Source organism: Brevibacillus sp. FSL K6-6036, assembly GCF_037964015.1.
GTDB classification, from domain to species: Bacteria; Bacillota; Bacilli; order Brevibacillales; family Brevibacillaceae; genus Brevibacillus; species Brevibacillus borstelensis.
In genome coordinates this window covers 3,312,576-3,330,358 of sequence record NZ_CP150173.1, presented here as the reverse complement: position 1 = coordinate 3,330,358, position 17,783 = coordinate 3,312,576, and the positions used below count along the sequence as shown (strand labels likewise).

General features: G+C 52.4%; 18 protein-coding genes. 13 read left to right on the top strand and 5 right to left on the bottom strand.

Annotated features, from left to right (window positions below):
- The first annotated feature begins 85 nt into the window (after positions 1-85).
- Positions 86-898, top strand: coding sequence for a pyridoxine/pyridoxal/pyridoxamine kinase (pdxK, locus tag NST37_RS16770; RefSeq protein ID WP_003386387.1), 813 nt, complete (start codon positions 86-88; stop codon positions 896-898).
- A gap of 148 nt (positions 899-1,046) precedes the next feature.
- Positions 1,047-1,295, top strand: coding sequence for a thioredoxin family protein (locus tag NST37_RS16765; RefSeq protein ID WP_003386385.1), 249 nt, complete (start codon positions 1,047-1,049; stop codon positions 1,293-1,295).
- A gap of 163 nt (positions 1,296-1,458) precedes the next feature.
- Here NST37_RS16765 and NST37_RS16760 read toward each other — a convergent pair whose 3' ends face one another.
- The gene (locus NST37_RS16760) at positions 1,459-2,355 is read right to left on the bottom strand and encodes a LysR substrate-binding domain-containing protein (protein ID WP_243015033.1); all 897 of its coding nucleotides are present in this window, start codon (positions 2,353-2,355) and stop codon (positions 1,459-1,461) included.
- A gap of 190 nt (positions 2,356-2,545) precedes the next feature.
- Here NST37_RS16760 and gcvPA point away from each other — a divergent pair, with 190 nt between their 5' ends.
- From gcvPA to NST37_RS16735, 5 genes are all read left to right on the top strand, one after another.
- Positions 2,546-3,847, top strand: coding sequence for an aminomethyl-transferring glycine dehydrogenase subunit GcvPA (gene gcvPA / locus NST37_RS16755; protein ID WP_339186795.1), 1,302 nt, complete (start codon positions 2,546-2,548; stop codon positions 3,845-3,847).
- A complete protein-coding gene (gcvPB, locus tag NST37_RS16750; RefSeq protein ID WP_031932781.1) occupies positions 3,844-5,337 on the top strand; it encodes an aminomethyl-transferring glycine dehydrogenase subunit GcvPB in 1,494 nt (497 codons plus the stop codon). The genes gcvPA and gcvPB overlap by 4 nt, the downstream gene beginning before the upstream one ends.
- Positions 5,338-5,715: 378 nt before the next feature.
- Complete coding sequence (locus NST37_RS16745; RefSeq protein ID WP_003386374.1) at positions 5,716-7,152, top strand: MFS transporter; 1,437 nt, start codon at positions 5,716-5,718, stop codon at positions 7,150-7,152.
- Between the two features lie 50 nt (positions 7,153-7,202).
- A complete protein-coding gene (locus NST37_RS16740) occupies positions 7,203-7,658 on the top strand; it encodes a MarR family transcriptional regulator (RefSeq protein ID WP_339185575.1) in 456 nt (151 codons plus the stop codon).
- Between the two features lie 28 nt (positions 7,659-7,686).
- Positions 7,687-8,208: a GrpB family protein gene (locus NST37_RS16735; RefSeq protein ID WP_024985606.1), complete on the top strand. Its 522-nt coding sequence runs from the start codon at positions 7,687-7,689 to the stop codon at positions 8,206-8,208.
- Between the two features lie 77 nt (positions 8,209-8,285).
- Here the strand turns inward: NST37_RS16735 and NST37_RS16730 are convergent, their stop codons facing one another.
- Positions 8,286-8,783 (bottom strand): GNAT family N-acetyltransferase, encoded by a 498-nt coding sequence (locus NST37_RS16730; protein WP_003386370.1) that lies wholly within the window; start codon positions 8,781-8,783, stop codon positions 8,286-8,288.
- Between the two features lie 228 nt (positions 8,784-9,011).
- Positions 9,012-9,362: a VOC family protein gene (locus NST37_RS16725; protein WP_339185574.1), complete on the bottom strand. Its 351-nt coding sequence runs from the start codon at positions 9,360-9,362 to the stop codon at positions 9,012-9,014.
- Positions 9,363-9,531: 169 nt separating this feature from the next.
- Between NST37_RS16725 and NST37_RS16720 the strand changes: the two genes are divergently transcribed.
- Positions 9,532-10,197 carry a VOC family protein gene (locus NST37_RS16720; RefSeq protein WP_339185573.1) on the top strand — a complete coding sequence of 222 codons (666 nt, stop codon included), beginning with the start codon at positions 9,532-9,534 and terminating at the stop codon, positions 10,195-10,197.
- Between the two features lie 100 nt (positions 10,198-10,297).
- Here NST37_RS16720 and NST37_RS16715 read toward each other — a convergent pair whose 3' ends face one another.
- Together NST37_RS16715 and NST37_RS16710 are read right to left on the bottom strand one after the other, a co-directional pair.
- The gene (locus NST37_RS16715) at positions 10,298-10,561 is read right to left on the bottom strand and encodes a hypothetical protein (protein WP_003386367.1); all 264 of its coding nucleotides are present in this window, start codon (positions 10,559-10,561) and stop codon (positions 10,298-10,300) included.
- 427 nt (positions 10,562-10,988) lie between these two features.
- Positions 10,989-11,405 (bottom strand): DUF3899 domain-containing protein, encoded by a 417-nt coding sequence (locus NST37_RS16710; RefSeq protein WP_024985601.1) that lies wholly within the window; start codon positions 11,403-11,405, stop codon positions 10,989-10,991.
- Positions 11,406-11,579: 174 nt separating this feature from the next.
- Between NST37_RS16710 and NST37_RS16705 the strand changes: the two genes are divergently transcribed.
- The 5 genes from NST37_RS16705 (at position 11,580) to NST37_RS16685 (ending at position 17,476) form a co-directional block, all read left to right on the top strand.
- Positions 11,580-13,250, top strand: coding sequence for a peptide ABC transporter substrate-binding protein (locus NST37_RS16705; protein ID WP_003386363.1), 1,671 nt, complete (start codon positions 11,580-11,582; stop codon positions 13,248-13,250).
- 144 nt (positions 13,251-13,394) lie between these two features.
- On the top strand, positions 13,395-14,327 hold the full coding sequence (locus NST37_RS16700) for an ABC transporter permease (RefSeq protein ID WP_003386362.1): 933 nt from the start codon (positions 13,395-13,397) through the stop codon (positions 14,325-14,327).
- Positions 14,324-15,391 (top strand): oligopeptide ABC transporter permease, encoded by a 1,068-nt coding sequence (gene opp3C, locus NST37_RS16695; RefSeq protein ID WP_003386361.1) that lies wholly within the window; start codon positions 14,324-14,326, stop codon positions 15,389-15,391. Before NST37_RS16700 ends, opp3C begins: the two co-directional genes overlap by 4 nt.
- Positions 15,392-15,414: 23 nt before the next feature.
- Positions 15,415-16,422, top strand: a complete 1,008-nt coding sequence (locus NST37_RS16690; RefSeq protein WP_003386360.1) for an ABC transporter ATP-binding protein — start codon at positions 15,415-15,417, stop codon at positions 16,420-16,422.
- A gap of 388 nt (positions 16,423-16,810) precedes the next feature.
- Complete coding sequence (locus NST37_RS16685) at positions 16,811-17,476, top strand: YitT family protein (RefSeq protein ID WP_031932787.1); 666 nt, start codon at positions 16,811-16,813, stop codon at positions 17,474-17,476.
- Positions 17,477-17,783: the final 307 nt, after the last annotated feature.

Genomic DNA, 17,783 nt, shown 5'->3' with positions numbered 1-17,783 from the left:
GGAGTGCCTAAAAAGATTCAGTGTCACGGATTTGGAGAGGCAAGCACGATGCTTAAAAAAGCACCATGAAGGAGGAAGGGCAGACATGCAAGTGTATAAAACAGTGACCATAGCCGGATCGGATTCCAGCGGAGGAGCGGGTATTCAGGCCGATCTCAAAACCTTTCAGGAGCTGGGGGTTTACGGGATGTCGGCCTTGACGACGATTGTCGCGCAAGATGAAAGCTGGGGCCATCATGTTTTTCCGGTTGAACCGGACACGGTAGCAGCGCAGCTACGAACGGCACTGGAGGTGATCGGAGCGGATGCTTGCAAGACAGGCATGCTAGGCTCTATCCGGGTCATCGAGCTTGTGGCCCAAGCAATCGCCGCGAGCGGCATTCAAACGATCGTTATCGATCCCGTCATGATTTGCAAAGGCGTCGATGAAGAACTGCACCCGGAAGTAAATGAGTGCCTCCGCGAAGTGCTGGTTCCGCTGGCGACCGTCGTGACGCCCAATCTGATCGAGGCGGCCAAGCTGAGCGGCATGGCACCGCTGCAATCTGTGGAAGAGATGAAGGAAGCGGCCAGACGCATTCACCGGCTCGGTCCGTCTTATGTGCTGGTAAAAGGGGGAGGGCGGCTGCCGGGAGACAATGCGATTGACCTATTGTATGACGGCAGCAGCTTTGACATTTTCGAAGTGGAAAAGATCCGCACGACAAATACGCACGGGGCGGGCTGCTCCTACTCTGCCGCAATCACCGCGGAATTGGCAAAGGGAAGGTCAGTGCCAGAGGCAGTTGCGACCGCAAAAGCGTTTATTACCGAGGGCATCCGTCACTCGTTTTCCTTGCGCTCGTTTGTCGGACCGACCAATCACAGCGCCTATCGGCAATCAAAAGGCGGCAACTGACCAAGCGGGGCACCGTCTCTGCTTTCCATGTGTTCATTCGCTAAACCAATCCTTATCATATCGGATTTGGAATTGATGCTGCCTGCCAAAATCGCTACCTTATAGCTAAGGGCCCTTGTATTACATCAGGAGAGGAGGAGAGAAAAGGATGGCGAAAGCTGTGTTTTATCATGCTGGATGCAGTGTATGCGTCGATGCGGAACAGGCCATTTTGCCGTATCTCGACCGTACCAAAACCGATGTGGAAACCATTCATTTCGCCCAGCATCCGGACAAGCTGGACGAGGCGGAAAAACTGGGAGTGAAATCTGTGCCTGCACTCGTATTGAACGGTACGGTGTACCATATCAACTTCGGGGCGAGCATGGCGGATGTCCGAAAGGCTGTTGGCAAGTAAGAAGGCGATATCGTAGGCAGCAGCACCCATTTGTTCATGGCTCTTTACTCACCTCGTTGATAGAACCTCTTGGAGGCGTATGCTCGCGCATTACGCCTCTTTTTTTATGAAAGTGTAAAGCCGCTGCAAACCTGTCTATCGTTTAAGGGTGGGGCGATTGCGGTTACTCCATCCTTTTGGCAGTCCCGATCAGGTTTTCGAGGAAAACCCGCGTGGCGGCGCACATATATTTGTCCGCCCGGTAAATGATGCCGATCTGGCGGGTGATCGGACTGGCGAACGGGACGGCGGCAATTTTTCCATTCTGGATAAAGTCGACGTATGGTTTGGGCAGGACAGTGACGCCGATCCCGCTTGCGACCATATTGACGATCGATTCCATCGTAGTCATCTCAAAGGAAGGCTTGACGGAAAAGCCGGCAGTTTCGCAATGCTGATCAATGAGCTGTCTGAGATAGTAATTTTGCGGAAGAAGGACAGAAGGCGTCTCTTTTAACACCTCGAGCGGAGCGGAACGTTTCTCTGCCAGTGCATGGCCGGACGGAACCACGAGGCACAGCTCCTCCTGCACCAGCGGCAGCGTCTCGAACTCCTCGTCCTCGACGGGCAAAAAGACAATGCCCATATCTAGCTGGTTGTCCAGCAGAGCGGAGCGGATGTCTCCCGTGCGCAGTCCAAGTACGGACAGCTCGATATGGGGATACTGCCGATGAAACGCGAGGATGGCTGGCGGCAGCAGGTAATTGACGACCGTCAGGAGTGCGCCGATGGTCAGCTTGCCGCGCTGCAAGCCCTGCAGTTCCGAGATGGCGGCCCGCGCCTGGGACAGTTCATGGAAGACGCGCTGAGCATGTCCGCGCAGGATGCGGCCCGCTTCCGTCAAGGCGGTTTTCTTGCCGATCCGGTCAAACAGCGGGACGCCGATCTCCGCTTCCAGAGCGCGGATTTGCTGGCTTAAAGAGGGCTGAGAAATCCCGACCTTTTCTGATGCTTTGGTGAAATGCAGTTCCTGTGCCACGGCCAAAAAATACTCCAATTGCTTTAATTCCATCGTTCTCACCGCTTTCTATTCATAGGTAAATCCAATTGAAATAATAGTAATGATTGAATTGATCAATGTATATAGAAGCTTATAATGAAGGTGACCATGTGTCCAGTGCAAAATCGTAAACAAAAAAGAAACGGGTAGGGGAGGTCTTTTTTTGAAGCCGTTCGGGTATTTGCCCCATACAGAGACAGAGCGTAAAGAAATGCTGGCGTTTTTGGGTTTGCAGCAGACAGAAGGACTGTTTGACCAAATTCCTGCCGAGATCAGGCTGAAGGAGCCGATCCAGATCCCGCAGGCTTGGTCGGAGCTGGAGCTGACCAGACAGTTTGGACGGATGGCCGCCAGAAACAAAAATACCGAAGAATATGTCTCGTTTTTGGGAGCCGGCGCTTATGAGCACGCGATTCCGGCAGTGGTTGAAGCCATCGTCGGCCGCTCGGAATTTTACACGGCATATACGCCTTACCAGCCGGAAATCTCGCAGGGCATCCTGCAGGCGATTTTTGAGTACCAGACGATGATTTGCGAATTGACCGGAATGGAAGTATCCAATGCTTCTCTATACGACGGTCCGACAGCGATGGCAGAAGCGGGGATGATGGCTTGTGCGGCGACCAAGCGAACCAAATTGCTCGTCTCCAGGGCGGTTCATCCGGAATACCGGGAAGTCCTGAAAACATACGCTTACGGCCAACGGCTGGAGATCGTGGAAATTGGCGTGGGGGATGGGCTGACAGATTTGGACGAGCTGGGAGACCGGATGGGTGACGACATCGCCGGATGTATCGTCCAGTATCCGAATTTTTTCGGCTGCGTGGAACCGCTGGAAGAGCTGGCTGCTCTCACGCGTCATTGCGGGGCGCTGTTTATCGCGGTCGTCAATCCGATTGCGATGGGAATTTTGGAGCCGCCGGGTTCCTTTGGAGCAGACATCGTCGTGGCGGAGGGACAGCCGCTTGGAAATCCGCTGTCATTTGGCGGGCCTTATCTCGGCATTTTGGCGACCACCCGGGCGCTTGTTCGGCGGATGCCGGGCCGGATCATCGGGCAGACCACGGACCTCGACGGCAGACGCGCTTTCGTCCTTACCCTGCAGGCCAGAGAGCAGCATATCCGCCGGGAAAAGGCGACCTCCAACGTCTGCTCCAACCAGGCGCTCAATGCTTTGGCAGCGACCGTCTACCTCAGCTATATGGGCAAGCAGGGACTCTGCGAAGTAGCGAGACAGTGCATGCTGAAAACGCAGTACGCGATTGAGCGTCTCACCTCCATCAAAGGAGTGGAGCGATTATTTTCGACAGCCGTTTTTCACGAATGTGCGTTCAAGCTGCCGGCATCTCCTGCGGCAGTGAACAAAAAGCTTCTTGAGCACGGAATCATCGGCGGATACGAGCTGGCGAAAGACTACCCCAGATACGAAAACAGCGTTCTGCTTGCCTTTACGGAGGCGAGGACGAAAGAGGAGATCGATACATTAGCCGAGCGATTGGAGGCTGTGCTATGAGACAGGAAAAAGATCAGCCGCTTATTTTTGAATGGTCCCGGCCAGGCCGGAGCGCCTATAGCTTGCCAAAGCTCGATGTGCCGGAGCTTTCTGTGGAGGACATTCTGCCTTTGCCCTACATCAGAGCGAAGCGGGCCGAGCTGCCGGAAGTGAGCGAACTGGATGTCGTCCGGCATTATACGGCTCTGTCCCGCCGAAACCACGGAGTTGACAATGGTTTTATCCCGCTTGGCTCCTGCACGATGAAGTACAACCCGAAGCGAAATGAAAAAGTGTCCAAGCTGAGCGGATTTGCGTCCATTCATCCGTACCAGCCGGAGGAGACCGTGCAAGGGGCGCTGGAGCTGATGTACCATTTGCAAAAGGAGTTGGAGGCCATCACGGGGATGGACCAGGTCTCGCTGCAGCCGGCTTCGGGAGCTCAGGGAGAATGGGCAGGCCTGCTGATGATCCGGGCCTATCATGAGTCGCGCGGGGAAAAGCGGACCAAGGTGCTGATACCGGACGTATCCCACGGTACAAATCCTGCCTCGGCTGCCGTCGCCGGGTTTGAGAGTGTCACGATTGCCTCCAACGAGTACGGCGAGGTCGATCTCGAATCGCTCCGGCAAGCGGTAGGGCCGGATACCGCCGCCCTGATGCTGACCAATCCGTCTACGCTCGGTCTGTTCGACCGAAACATTCTGGAGATTGCCCGCATCGTCCATGAGGCAGGGGGACTGCTTTACTACGACGGAGCCAATTCCAACGCCATCCTCGGCTATGCCCGTCCGGGAGACATGGGATTCGACGTGGTGCACCTGAACCTGCACAAAACCTTTACCACCCCCCATGGCGGCGGAGGGCCGGGGGCGGGACCCGTCGGCGTCAAAAAGGAACTGATTCCGTTTCTGCCCGTACCGATCGTAGAGCGGGACCAGGACCGCTACCGGTTGAATGCAGACAAGCCGCAGTCGATCGGAAAGGTCAAGGGGTTCTACGGAAATTTCGGCATTCTGGTCAGGGCTTATGCGTATATGCGCACGATGGGACCGGATGGACTGAAGCTGGTGACCGAAAACGCGGTACTAAACGCCAACTATATGATGAGAAAGCTGCAGCCGCACATCGAGCTACCCTACGACAGGACGTGCATGCACGAATTTGTCCTGTCAGCAAGGCAGCTCAGGAAAAAAGGGGTGCGGACGCTGGACATCGCCAAGCGGCTGCTCGATTTCGGCTATCACCCGCCGACAATCTACTTTCCGCTGAACATCGAAGAAGCGATGATGATCGAGCCGACCGAGACCGAAAGCAAGGAGACGCTGGACCAGTTTATCCAGACGCTCATCCGGATATGCGAGGAGATTGAGAGCAGCCCGGAGACCGTACAGGAAGCGCCGCACACAACTGTGGTGAACAGGCTGGATGAGGCGAAGGCAGCCCGCAATCCGATCCTCCGCTATCGGAGAGAGGAAGAAAATGGACGGGAGGGTTCGGTTTTGCGGTAAAAGGCGACGAGGCTGCAAGCCAAAGGCGTGATGGAATCGAGGAAACAGAAACATAGCGTTATGGCAGAAGAAAGAACCATAACGTCATGCTCGGAGAAGAAGCAAAAGACGTGCTCGGAAAGGCAAGCGATATGCTAGGAAAAGCAAACAGTGCGAAGGCAATTAAGCTTCGCACTGTTTCTTCCTTATGTGATTGAGGAAGGTCGAAAGAAAACACATTGACAACATATAGTATAGTGTCTAAACTAATGAATAGAAAAATTTGGCATATCCCTGGCGACAACAAACAATATGGATGAGGAGAGAATGGTCCAGGAATATTTTTTTGCATAATTTGTTTAGTATCTATACTGTATGGTAGGTCGGTGAAACGGCGAAATGAAAACGGAAATAATCAAGAAAAAAGAAGGCTCAAGCCGAAACCTTTTTTACATGCTTATGGCCATTTGTCTCGGAGCATTCGTGTCACATTTCACAGCAGGCATCGTCAACGTGTCGCTCCCTCGTTTGACGGAAACCTTCCATGCGGGAATTGGCACTGTTCAGTGGATCACGACCGGGTATTTGCTGGCTGTCGCTTCGCTTTTGCCCGTGATGGGAAAGCTTGGCGACCGCTATGGCCAACGCCGCATTCATAATCTCGGCTATGTTTGCTTTACGATAAGCTCGGTTTTGATCGCCTTTTCGCCGAATGTGGCCATCCTGCTGCTGCTGAGAGTGTTGCAAGCGGCCGGAGCTTCGATGTTCCAGGCGACAAATATCGCGTTGATCACTATGTATATGCCAAAGGAGCGGAGAGGCCGCTCGCTCGGAATTGTCAGTACGGCTGTAGCGCTTGGAGGGATGAGCGGTCCCATTGCGGGAGGCATGATCGCTCAATGGCTGAGCTGGCAGTGGCTGTTCCTGATTCACGTTCCCATTATCCTCTTTGCGACTTGGCTTGCCTTTCGCAGCATTCCGAACCAGGAACCGGAGAGAAAGCCGGGCACTTTTGACGGCATGGGGGCGGTTCTCTTTACCGCCGTCATCGGCATCGTCATCTTGGGCGTAACCCAGGGCCAGGTGTGGGGCTGGGGATCGCTGGGGCTTGTTTCGTTATTTGCCGCAGCTCTTGCCGCGCTGGTACTTCTGCTCTGGTGGGAGAAAAGGCAGGCTCACCCGTTTTTGCCCTTGCCGGTATTCAAAAACGCCGCGGTGACATCCGGCCTGTTCATCACGGGAAGCTCTTTTTTGCTCGCCAACACGATTTTGGTCGTCTTGCCGTTTTACTTGACCGGGTTGGTTGGAATCGTTCCTCTTGAAGTGGGGTACATCATGGCCGCCTATCCGCTCATACTTGCGGCTGCAGGGCCGTTTGCGGGGGCACTCTCGGATCGGTACGGCTCCCGGCTGTTCCAGTTTCTCGGCTTATGCGGCATGGGCGGAGGTTCTTTGATCCTGACGCTGTGGCTGGAGCAGCTGTCCATGCTGGAGATTGTCCTGACGCTTGCGTTGACAGGCTTTGGCATGGGGCTGGTAACGTCCCCGAACAACAGCTTCATTATGAAAAATGTCGCTTCCCACTACGTGGGTACGATTGGCGGAATGGTTGCCCTGATGCGAAATGTCGGGATGGTTTTCGGTGCGGCACTGGGCCTCGGGTTCATGAATGGAGTGTCCTTCGATGAAAAAGCACAGGCGATGGGTGCATTTACAAGCGTGTTCGGAATCAACGTCGCTATTTTTGTTTTGAGCATTGCGGTATTTGGATACGGCTTATTTTTGGACCGGAAAACCAAGGGAAGCCAAAAGCAAGAGACAAACCATTCTGTTTGACCCAAAACGGGCGCCTTGACACGGAATGGTTTAGAAACTAAAGTATGGGTATGAGAGAACAGCAAATTTTCCCACCCGAAAAAATGAATACAGGCAGTCAAAAACTGGGGCGCGTCATTTTGCAGCTTCAACGACTCGAGCGGCAGCCTCGAACGTTTGGGGAAGCGGGCGTGCTGACGCCGAGCGAAATTCATACAATCGACGCCATCGGCTGTGAGGGCGGCATCCTAATGAGTGAGCTTGCGTCCCGCCTCGGTGTGACAAAAGGTGCCGTGACCCAGCTCGTGACGCGCCTGGAAGCCAAGGCGCTGGTTACAAGGACGACACACCCGACAGATTCCAGAGCGGTGATGGTCTCGCTGACGGAAAAAGGGAAAGTGGCATATCGCATCCATGAGGAAATGCATCATGAATTTTATCAACAGCTTCGCCTGCAATTGGATCCTGACGAGATTGCCGTATTTGAAAAATGTTTAGATAAATTGAGTGAGCTGCTGCGTGACTAGTTCTGCATTAGGCAAAGGGGAAACCGTTATGAGACAGATTGAAGTCCTGCCCTATGACGAAGAGTGGGCGGCATTGTTTGAAAAAGAGAAGGAGCTTTTGCAGGGCATATTCTCCGAAGAACTGGTCGCGATCCATCACATCGGCAGCACTTCGATCAGAGGAATGAAGGCAAAGCCGATCATTGACATCATGCCGGTCGTAAAAGACATTGAGCGGATCCATCTGTATAACGACTCCATGCGAATGGCCGGATATGAGCCCAAAGGGGAGAACGGGTTGCCTGGCCGCCGCTACTTTCAAAAAGGAGGCGACCAGCGAACACACCACGTCCATATGTACCAGCAAGGCCATCCCGATATCCACAGGCATCTTGCCTTCCGCGATTACGTAAGCAGCCACCCCGATGCAATGGCTGCTTATGCGAGCCTCAAGGAAGAGCTTGCCAAAAAATTCCGCTATGACAGCCAGGCGTACGCAGACGGCAAAAGCGGACTTGTGCGACAGATCGATGAGGCAGCTCTCGCTTGGTATCTAAACAGAACAAGTTAGGGTGGTGGTATTTTGCTGAGGCAACCCAATGAGAACCCAGTCGGTCCCGTCTCGCCATCCATCCATGAACCGATCACTTATTCGAGAAGCAATTGATAAAACGCCACATCGTGGTATTCCCCGAATTTGTACCCCACCTGACGAAAAACCCCCACTGGCTGAAATCCAAACTTGACGTGAAGCTGAGCGCTGGATTCATTGCCTCCGGTGATTCCGGCGACCAGCGCGTGGTAGCCAAGTTCTTTCGCCGCCGCGATAAGCTTTGTCATCAACAGCCCTCCGATTCCCTTTCCATGATGATCATGATGAACGTAGACAGAAGATTCCGCTGTCTGGTTGTACGCGGGCTTCTCCCGAAACGTGCCAAGCGACGCATATCCTACTACCGATCCGTTTTCTACTGCCACCAGCAAGGGGTGCTGCTCGTCGTATTTTTGGAACCATTTCTTTCGCTGCTCGAGCGTCTGTTCCACCAGGTCGAACGTGGCAGGAGAAGTCCGTACGACGTGATTGTATATTTCCAATAGGACGGGCAAGTCGTGTTCGGTTGCTTTTCTTACGGTAATAGAAGACATGCTGTTCACCACCTGACGAATTTGAGTCAATTATATGTCAGGTTTTCTTACATGAACAAGAGAAAAGTTTCCTAAGCTTTGGACTTCCCAGATTCAGGGACAAAAAAATGGTGCCGTTTTGAAGGGGATTGCTAATGATTGGAGAATAACATACTTATTGATTTAATAAGTATATAGAACGCCTGCGTTAAATCGGCAGACTCCTCGCCCATAGTTTGCTTGCTGCCGTTATTTATACTGAATCAACCCGATTCCCAAGCCAACAGGGTCTGCCAGATAAGCCAGGTAAAACTCGTCGAACTCCATTTTATCCCGGACTATTTTGGCTCCGCTCTCTACCGCCTTGGCCAGTGTATCGTCCAGCGAGTCCACCTCGATGACAACCCGTGTCCCGTGCGGATAATCGCTTGGACCGAGTGCAATGCCGCCATGAATTCCGGGCTTGGTATCGGAGCCAGTCGTGACTTCGCGATAGTCCCAGTAAGGTTCTGCAATTTTCCAATCAAATACGGATGAATAGAACGCTGCTGCTTTTTCAGGGTCTTGGCTGTTTAATTCAAACAAAACGACTCGTGCCATTCGTGCGCCTCCCATTGTTTGACAAGTTGTCAGAGTATTCTTCAAATCCATTGCAATTCCTTCTTGGAGATAGGGGCTTTTTTTCTCGGGGTGGTGAGTTGTCCGCCCGAATAGTCGAAAGCTGTCCGCTCGCGTAGTCAGTGAGTGAAGTTTCATGGAGGAGGATATTATGAATTTTCATGTGCTTTCAGTCGTGACCAGCAAGCTTTCAGACATGAAGAGGTTTTATACCGAAGTGCTCAGGCTTCCATTAACGTCGGAAGACTCCGCATCGTTTACAGTAAAGGCAGGCAGCTCGCTCCTGCGTTTTTCCGAGTCGGTGGAGCCCGCTTTCTATCATTATGCGTTTGCGATTGCCAAGCCGCATTTTGAAGCGTGCCTTCAACGAATAAAAAAGCACCAAGGCTTGCTGCGAGACCGGGATGGAGAGGAACGGATGACTTCAGTGATCTGGAAAGGAAGCCAGATATATTTCGAAGACCCGGAAGGAAATATTGTAGAAGTGCTTTCCTTTGAGGAAGAGGGAGCCGAAGGAGGGTGGCTGCGCATTCAGGAGATTGGAATGCCGGTCCCGGATGTAGCTGCCTTTGCCGAGAAGCTTTCCGTTTTGGGCAGCGAATTTGAAGCGGAAAGCGATACATTTCGCTTTTTCGGTGATCGGCGTGGGGTATTGGTGCTCGTAAAGCAAGGACGTTCCTGGTTTCCGACCAACCGTCCGGCCGCGATTCATCCGATCATCGTGGAGGTGGAGCAAAGGAGCGGAGAAAGTGAAGGAGAAAGAGGTCCATTCACCATCGAGCAACCCGAGCTTGGGTATACGATTACGGTACGCTAAGCTAATCTAAGCGGATTCTATTTGCGGAGAAGCGATCCGATCAACAGCATACCCGCACCCGGAACTTGTGCCGGGAGAGGTGATCCATTTGCATTTCCAATCATTGCCCGCTATGGATCGCTTTTTGCGCCTTATGCTCATCCTCCGGACGGACAAAAATTTCATAGGTAGTGGTGCGGTCGGTACGGGGGAACATTACACTAGAAGTATCCAAACCCAAATGATTGATGTCATTTGGCGATTTTGTCCGGTAGCTGATGCCGTGAGCCTGCAATTTTGCCGCGGCTTTGGCATACGCTTCGGTGCCGACCGCTATATGCACCAGGCACTTGTGTCGAGAAAAAAACCTGGAAAACAGACCCATTCATAAATGCCCCCAATCCCTTTATTTTCCAAAAGCGAAGCCGTATACTTATATCAATGATTTTAGCTGAAGAGAGGGAAGCCTACCAATGAAGTCTTTTTTTGCTGATCGGTTGGTTGATACTGCTTGCAGGGGCAATTCTTTCGCGTGTCAATCCCAGGTTCAGAAGCATCCGGTTAATCGGGGACGGTGCTCTCCCGTTTCTTTTGTACATCACTGCCCCTGATTTGTGGCCGCTCTGTCTGGGCCTGTTTTTCCTCCTGTACGCCGCGGAAATCTTTCGAATGTATCGAGAGCAGAGGAATTGATCCTCCTTGCGTCTCTGTCCAGCCTTCGCTGTCAGATTTTCCTTTCTTCCGGAATTGGTCCTGATTGTATTCGTCGTATCTCCTGTTTGAAAATATTCCAAATGAGCAAGATAGATCTCCTATTTTATGAAAAGAAGCGAAAAAATAAAACTGACCGCAAAATAGCCGGCTCCCGCCCAAAAAAACGGACCGTGGGGGATCAGTCGCGGGTGAAACGACACGTCGTCCTGTCCGGTTAGCTCATACATCCCTTCGTTCTGCCCGCCTTCGACCTTACGAATGTATGATTCCTGCCTCCGCCAAGAAGCAAAAAAACGCTTGCAACTGATCCAGAAGGCGGTAAAAAATTGCCCCTGGATGACGAAAAGCACGCCCCATGCCATCAGCAGCAGAAGAGAAGCGTAGCAGAGGCCGTCTGCGTATCCGCCAAGCGACAGCGGGGAGGGAGAGAAAAAGCCAAATGCCAGAGCAAAGAGGGGAGGACCTGCAATCAGCGACGCCATTTGCCATCCGGAAGACCAATTTGCAGTCGACATGCGATCTCTCCTTATAAAAAAAGATGTAGGCAAGCTGAATAGATTCAGCGCATGTAAAATATTACTGTATTTTCTGAAAATAACTTGACTGACAATTCCAAAAAGTTGTATTTTATCTCTAGTATATCCTACCAAAAGATGGAACGTCCATCAAATCGAACAATGGGGGGCACTATGAGACGAAAAAAGAAAGGCTTATCCTTAGTCATCGCGTTGTTGATGGCGTTTACTGTGGCCGGATGCAATTTCAACTCCGAACAGACAAATACGCAGACACCGGCGCCAAATAACGGCAATCAAACCGCTGAGCCAACCGCGGGGAAAAAGGTACTGCGGATTTATGACTCGGACGAGATCCCGACGCTGGATACCGCTCAAGTACACGAAGATGTCTCGTTCGCGGTCGTGAACAACACGATGGAGGGCTTGTATCGCAGAGACGCGAACAGCCAGCCGTATTTGGCGATGGCGGAGAAGCACGATATGTCCCCGGACGGTCTGGTACATACCTTCAAGATTCGCGAAAATGCCAAATGGAACAATGGCGAGCCGGTAACCGCACATGACTTTGAGTTCGCCTGGAAAAAGGTATTTCAGGCGGCCGGCCACTACAGCTTTATGTTCGAGACAGCAGCGGTCCTCAATTCTACTGCGATTCTCAAAGGAGAAAAGAAGCCGGAGGATCTCGGTGTAAAGGCATTGGATGACCGCACGCTGGAAGTCAAGCTGGAGTACCCCAACCCGCTGTTGAATCAGCTTCTTTCCTTCCCGACATTCTTCCCGCAGAAGAAGGAGTTCGTCGAGAGCAAAAAGGAGAAATACGGCCTGGAATTCGACACGGTGCTGTACAACGGCCCCTTCATGCTGACGGAATGGAAGCACGATCAGGGCTGGAAGTACGAGAAAAACCCGAACTATTGGGATAAAGACAAGGTCAAGCTGGATCAAATCGACGCCTATGTCGTAAAGGATGTCTCTACGGCATTGACTCTGTATGAATCGGGTCAAATCGACCGGGTGGAGCTGACTTCTTCCTTCGTGGATCAGTACAGGGACAAAGAGGGCTTCCTGACGATCAAGGACCCGTCTATCCGTTTCTTGCGCTTCAATCATACGCATCCTGCACTGGGCAATGTGAACATTCGCCGGGCAATCAACCTGGCCTGGGATAAACAGGGACTCACGGATGTCATTTTAAACGACGGTGCTACCCCGCTATATGGCATGGTTCCCGGTGGATTCTTCTTCTCGCCCGAAGGAAAGGATTTCCGACAGCTCAATGGCGATATCAACAAAGGGACGGTAGAGCAGGCACAGGAATTCTGGAAAAAAGGATTGCAGGAAACAGGGCTGAGCGAAGTGAAGGTAGCGCTTAACCTTGCCGATACAGATACGCAGAAAAAAGTGGGCGAATACTTAAAGAACCAACTGGAGAAAAATCTCCCCGGCTTTACGCTTGAGCTGAAATCAGTACCGACCAACCAACGGCTTGAGCTCGAAAAGGCGGTCAATTACGACATCTCGCTTTCAAGCTGGGGACCGGACTACAGCGATCCGATGACCTACATTGACATGTGGGTGACAGGCGGCTCAGCCAACCGGATGAAATACTCAAATGCAAAGTACGACGAAATGGTAAAACAGGCCAAGATGGAGACCGATATGTCCAAGCGCTTCCAGATGATGCTGGAGCTGGAGAAGATGCTGCTTGATCAGGACGTGGCTGTCGCGCCTGTTTATCAGGAAGGGCTTGCAGTATTGCAGCGGCCGACGGTGAAGGATTACGTCGTTCTGCCAACAGCGCCGAGGTACAACTACATGTGGGTGGATATTGCAGGGCAGTAATTGACGGTATCATTATCCAATGACCAAAAAAAGAGGATCGCATTTGCGTATCCTCTTTTCACCTGTAAATCACGGGAGAGCATAACCCTCCCGTTTTCCGATTTTTTGCGAAGCGGACAGCCAGACTGAAGATGGGGTGAACAAATGGGAGCTTATTTGCTGAAACGGGTTGGATACATGCTGGTGACGCTGTTTATCATTGCAACTGCTACTTTCTTTTTAATGAAGACGCTCCCCGGCACACCTTTCACCAATGCCGACCGGTTGAATGAGCAGCAGTTGGAAAACATGAAGGCCAAATACGGACTGGATCAGCCGGTTGCCATTCAGTACGTTCGCTATTTGGCCAATCTGGTCCAAGGCGATTTGGGCATGTCATTTAAATTTATGGGCAGAAGTGTAAACGAGGTGATCTTTGAGCGGATCGGTCCATCGGCGCTGATCGGATTTCAGGCGCTGATCGTGGGGACGTTTGTCGGGCTTGGGCTCGGGGTTGTCTCAGCGCTCCGGCATAACAGCATCTGGGACTACACCTCGGTTACGCTGGCTGTGTTGGGGATGTCGATCCCCTCCTTTGTCTTTGCCGCTCTTTTGCAGTATTACCTGGGATTGAAATGGGGCTTGTTGCCGCCGGCTCTGTGGAAGGGGTACGAGTACACCATTTTGCCGACTCTTGCGCTTTCGGTTACGGTAATCGCTACCGTCGCCAGGTTCATTCGGACGGAAATGCTGGACGTGATCAGTCAGGATTACGTCATGACTGCCCGGGCCAAAGGCTTGTCCGAGACGGGTGTAATCGTAAAACACGTCCTGCGAAACGCCTTGATTCCCGTCGTGACGATGCTCGGACCGCTCGCCGTCAACATTATGACAGGGACGCTTGTGATCGAGAAGATCTTCTCTGTTCCGGGTCTGGGCGAGCAATTTACGCTGTCCATCGTCGTCAATGATTACAGCGTAATTATGGGGATTACGCTTTTTTACAGCTTGCTCTTTATCCTGATGGTTTTCGTGGTGGACATCCTGTATGGTCTGCTTGATCCGAGAATCAGCGTGAGAGGAGCGAAGGCGAAATGAGTGCTGAACTGGGAAAAAACGAATCGACTCTGGTGTCGCAAGTACATAGCCATTCGTCTGTCTTTCCACCTGCCGAAGTCACGGATGACCTGTTCATCCATGAACCGCTTGACTCTCGGTTGCAAGAGCAGGTATCGGGCCAGACCGTTTCTGTTTGGAAGGATGCCTGGAGACGGCTGCTGCAAAACAGGGGAACCGTTATTGCGATGTGCATCATCGTCCTGATCACACTCTTGGCATTGATCGGACCGCAGTTGTCTGGACGACCCTACGACGAACAAAATCTGACGTTTTCCAACCTGCCGCCCAAGGTAGCTGGCCTGGAATGGCTCGGTTTTGACGGGAAGGATGCCAAAGGAATCGATCAATACGAGGCAAGAGGAATCACCGAGCACTTTTGGTTCGGAACGGATGAATTCGGGCGAGACCTCTGGACGCGTGTCTGGAAGGGGACGCAAATATCGCTTACCATCGCCCTTTTGGCGGCACTGCTTGATTTGGTCATCGGAGTGGCCTACGGCGGAATCTCTGCCTTTTACGGCGGAAAGATCGACAATGTAATGCAGCGCATCATCGAAGTGCTCGTAGGCATACCAAACTTGATCGTGATTATTTTGTTCATCTTGATCCTTGATCCGGGGATTTTCTCCATCGTCTTGGCTATGATCGTGACCGGCTGGGTCGGAATGGCCCGTGTCGTACGCGGGCAGATGATGCAGATCAAGGCGCAGGAATTTGTGCTCGCTTCCCGGGCCCTTGGCGCTTCCAACTCCCGATTGATCGTCAAGCATCTTTTGCCAAACGCGGTCGGCCCGATCCTGGTCACACTGATGTTTACGATTCCGACTGCCATCTTTTTCGAAGCGTTTCTCAGCTTTATCGGGCTGGGCTTGCAGCCTCCGCTTGCATCGCTGGGCGTCCTTATCCAGGACGGGTACGTGTCCATGCGTTATTTCACCTACAAGCTCGTTTTCCCGGGCATTGTGATCAGCGCCTTGATGATCAGCTTCAACCTGTTGGCTGACGGACTGAGGGACGCGCTTGATCCGCGCATGAAAAAATAGCCGGAATAGAAGGGAGACAAACCATGTACGAACCGATCTTGTCCGTAGACAATTTGCACGTCTCGTTTCATTCCCAGAACCGGGTGGTCAAAGCCGTCAGGGGAGTCAGCTTTGCGCTGCAAAAAGGGGAGACGCTGGCGATCGTGGGAGAATCCGGTTCAGGCAAATCAGTGACAGCGAAAAGCCTGATGCGGATGCTGCCGGCCCAAACTGCCAAAATAACGGAGGGCGCCATCCGCTATGACAATCAGGATGTGCTGTCCTTTTCGCCGCGCGAGCTGCAAAAGCTGCGGGGCAAAGAGATCTCCATGGTCTTTCAGGACCCGATGACATCGCTCAATCCGACGATGAAAATCGGCCGCCAAATCATGGAGGGGTTGGCCAAGCATGAAAAGTTGACGAAGTCGGAGGCAAAGCAAAAGGCGATTCAGATGCTGGAGATGGTCGGGATTCCGCAGGCAGCCGAGCGGATCGATGCCTATCCCCATCAATTTTCCGGAGGAATGCGACAACGAGTCGTCATCGCCATCGCGCTCGCCTGTCGACCGAAGGTGCTGATCGCCGATGAACCGACAACGGCTCTGGATGTCACCATTCAGGCGCAAATTCTCGACCTGATGCGCGGACTGCAGAAGCAGACAGGGACGTCTATCATCCTGATCACGCATGATTTGGGAGTCGTGGCCAATATGGCCCAGCGAGTTGCCGTCATGTATACGGGAGAAATCGTCGAGATCGGGCCTGTCCATGAGATATTCACGAGGCCGCAGCATCCCTACACGAAGGGATTGCTGCAATCGATGCCCCGTCTGGACGCGGACCGCTCCGAGCCGCTGGTGCCGATCCCGGGGTCTCCGCCCGATGTGACCAGGCTGATGGGTGGATGCTCTTTTGCCCCTCGCTGTCCCTATGTGATGCGGGTGTGCCATCATTTTTCGCCCCAATCGACGAGCCTTGGTCCGGAGCATCAGGTTTCCTGTTGGCTGCAGGACAGGCGGGCAGAGGAGATGCGCCGCTCCTTTTGCTCATGAGTGCAAAAAAGCGAGGGAAACAGAGCAAACCCTATCGGTTCATTGCAAAATCCTGATCTTGCCGAGGAGCCATTTGCAAAAAAACGAAAAAACGGCCGTTTTTGAAGGTCTATGCGGAATAGCCGGATTCGGAGAGTTCCATTTTTTGTGATACAATAAAGACATCTCAAAAACGGAAAGGATCAGGATACCAATGGTTCCGTATAGGAGCGTATGGAAACGTTATGATCTCTCCTACACATAGCGTCGCAGCATGTCGATCGTCACTAGGGCGACTCAACCTGCTGCGAAAGTGAGGAAATACGTATGGAACGCTGTCTGTATGTCAGAAGTTCCTCAGTGGTCGGTTGGGCGCTCAAGCCAAAACCGATGACATTGCGAGGAATTAATGATGAGGAGAGCAAAACCGTTACGACAACAGTTTGCACAGCTTAGTTTGATTTTGTTCGGATCTTGTTTATTGGCATTTGCGTATTACCATATCAACTTCCAAAACCACTTGTCGGAGGGCGGATTCGTAGGCTTGGCGCTTTTGGCCAAGTACGGCTTTAATCTCCCGCCGGCTGCGACGATGCTCGTCCTGGACATCCCGCTTTTTATCATGGCGTGGTTGCTGAAAGGACGCCAGTTCATCTGGAACACCATACTTGCGTCGCTTGCCTTTTCAGGCTTTTATGAATTGTTTGAACGATTTTCGCCTATCGTAATCAATTTGAGTGACTATATGCCGGTCGCCTCCCTGCTTTCCGGGGTGTTGACTGGCCTGGCAACAGGGATTGTTCTGCGCTTCGGCGCTGCTACGGGCGGGGATGACATCATGTCTGTCCTGCTCAGCAAATATACCGGTCTGTCGATCGGGACGATCTTTCTCCTGTTGGACTGCATGGTGCTTAGCCTGTCGTTCCTGTATTTGCCGGTCAAAGAGGTGCTGTACACCATTTTGGCGGTCTTGATCGCCAGCAGGGTGATTAACTGGACGATTGGAAAAGGAACGACGGAGGAAGAAGAGAACGTCCATGGACCTGTCCGGGGCGTTTCGACAAGCCACCGATGAGTTTTGACGAAAGCGATAGAAGTATCCATTTTCAATCTGGATCCGACAAGCGACAGGAGAGCCTCCTGTTGCCAATCGAAAAGACCCGAGGGTTATCCCCGGGTCTTTTTTTGGCTGGGGATACTGCAACTTTTCAATCCACAGCCGTAAACGTAACAAATAGACATGTACCAGCAATCTGGGCAAGTGCCCCAGAACGTGTCATCGGTAGGCGAATACCTTAACAGAGGAGAGGGAAAACTGTCTGCAAGGAAATGCAGTCAGCGGCGAGAACTGCCTTCGACATCTATTTAATAGGAAACGATAA

Bases quoted from the DNA above. Each gene is read 5' to 3' on its own strand.
- pdxK (WP_003386387.1), top strand. From the start codon at position 86: ATGCAAGTGTATAAAACAGTGACCATAGCCGGATCGGATTCCAGCGGA.
- NST37_RS16765 (WP_003386385.1), top strand. From the start codon at position 1,047: ATGGCGAAAGCTGTGTTTTATCATGCTGGATGCAGTGTATGCGTCGAT.
- gcvPA (WP_339186795.1), top strand. From the start codon at position 2,546: ATGCTGGCGTTTTTGGGTTTGCAGCAGACAGAAGGACTGTTTGACCAA.
- gcvPB (WP_031932781.1), top strand. From the start codon at position 3,844: ATGAGACAGGAAAAAGATCAGCCGCTTATTTTTGAATGGTCCCGGCCA.
- NST37_RS16745 (WP_003386374.1), top strand. From the start codon at position 5,716: ATGAAAACGGAAATAATCAAGAAAAAAGAAGGCTCAAGCCGAAACCTT.
- NST37_RS16740 (WP_339185575.1), top strand. From the start codon at position 7,203: ATGAGAGAACAGCAAATTTTCCCACCCGAAAAAATGAATACAGGCAGT.
- NST37_RS16735 (WP_024985606.1), top strand. From the start codon at position 7,687: ATGAGACAGATTGAAGTCCTGCCCTATGACGAAGAGTGGGCGGCATTG.
- NST37_RS16730 (WP_003386370.1), bottom strand. From the start codon at position 8,783: ATGTCTTCTATTACCGTAAGAAAAGCAACCGAACACGACTTGCCCGTC.
- NST37_RS16725 (WP_339185574.1), bottom strand. From the start codon at position 9,362: ATGGCACGAGTCGTTTTGTTTGAATTAAACAGCCAAGACCCTGAAAAA.
- NST37_RS16720 (WP_339185573.1), top strand. From the start codon at position 9,532: ATGAATTTTCATGTGCTTTCAGTCGTGACCAGCAAGCTTTCAGACATG.
- NST37_RS16715 (WP_003386367.1), bottom strand. From the start codon at position 10,561: ATGGGTCTGTTTTCCAGGTTTTTTTCTCGACACAAGTGCCTGGTGCAT.
- NST37_RS16710 (WP_024985601.1), bottom strand. From the start codon at position 11,405: ATGTCGACTGCAAATTGGTCTTCCGGATGGCAAATGGCGTCGCTGATT.
- NST37_RS16705 (WP_003386363.1), top strand. From the start codon at position 11,580: ATGAGACGAAAAAAGAAAGGCTTATCCTTAGTCATCGCGTTGTTGATG.
- NST37_RS16700 (WP_003386362.1), top strand. From the start codon at position 13,395: ATGGGAGCTTATTTGCTGAAACGGGTTGGATACATGCTGGTGACGCTG.
- opp3C (WP_003386361.1), top strand. From the start codon at position 14,324: ATGAGTGCTGAACTGGGAAAAAACGAATCGACTCTGGTGTCGCAAGTA.
- NST37_RS16690 (WP_003386360.1), top strand. From the start codon at position 15,415: ATGTACGAACCGATCTTGTCCGTAGACAATTTGCACGTCTCGTTTCAT.
- NST37_RS16685 (WP_031932787.1), top strand. From the start codon at position 16,811: ATGATGAGGAGAGCAAAACCGTTACGACAACAGTTTGCACAGCTTAGT.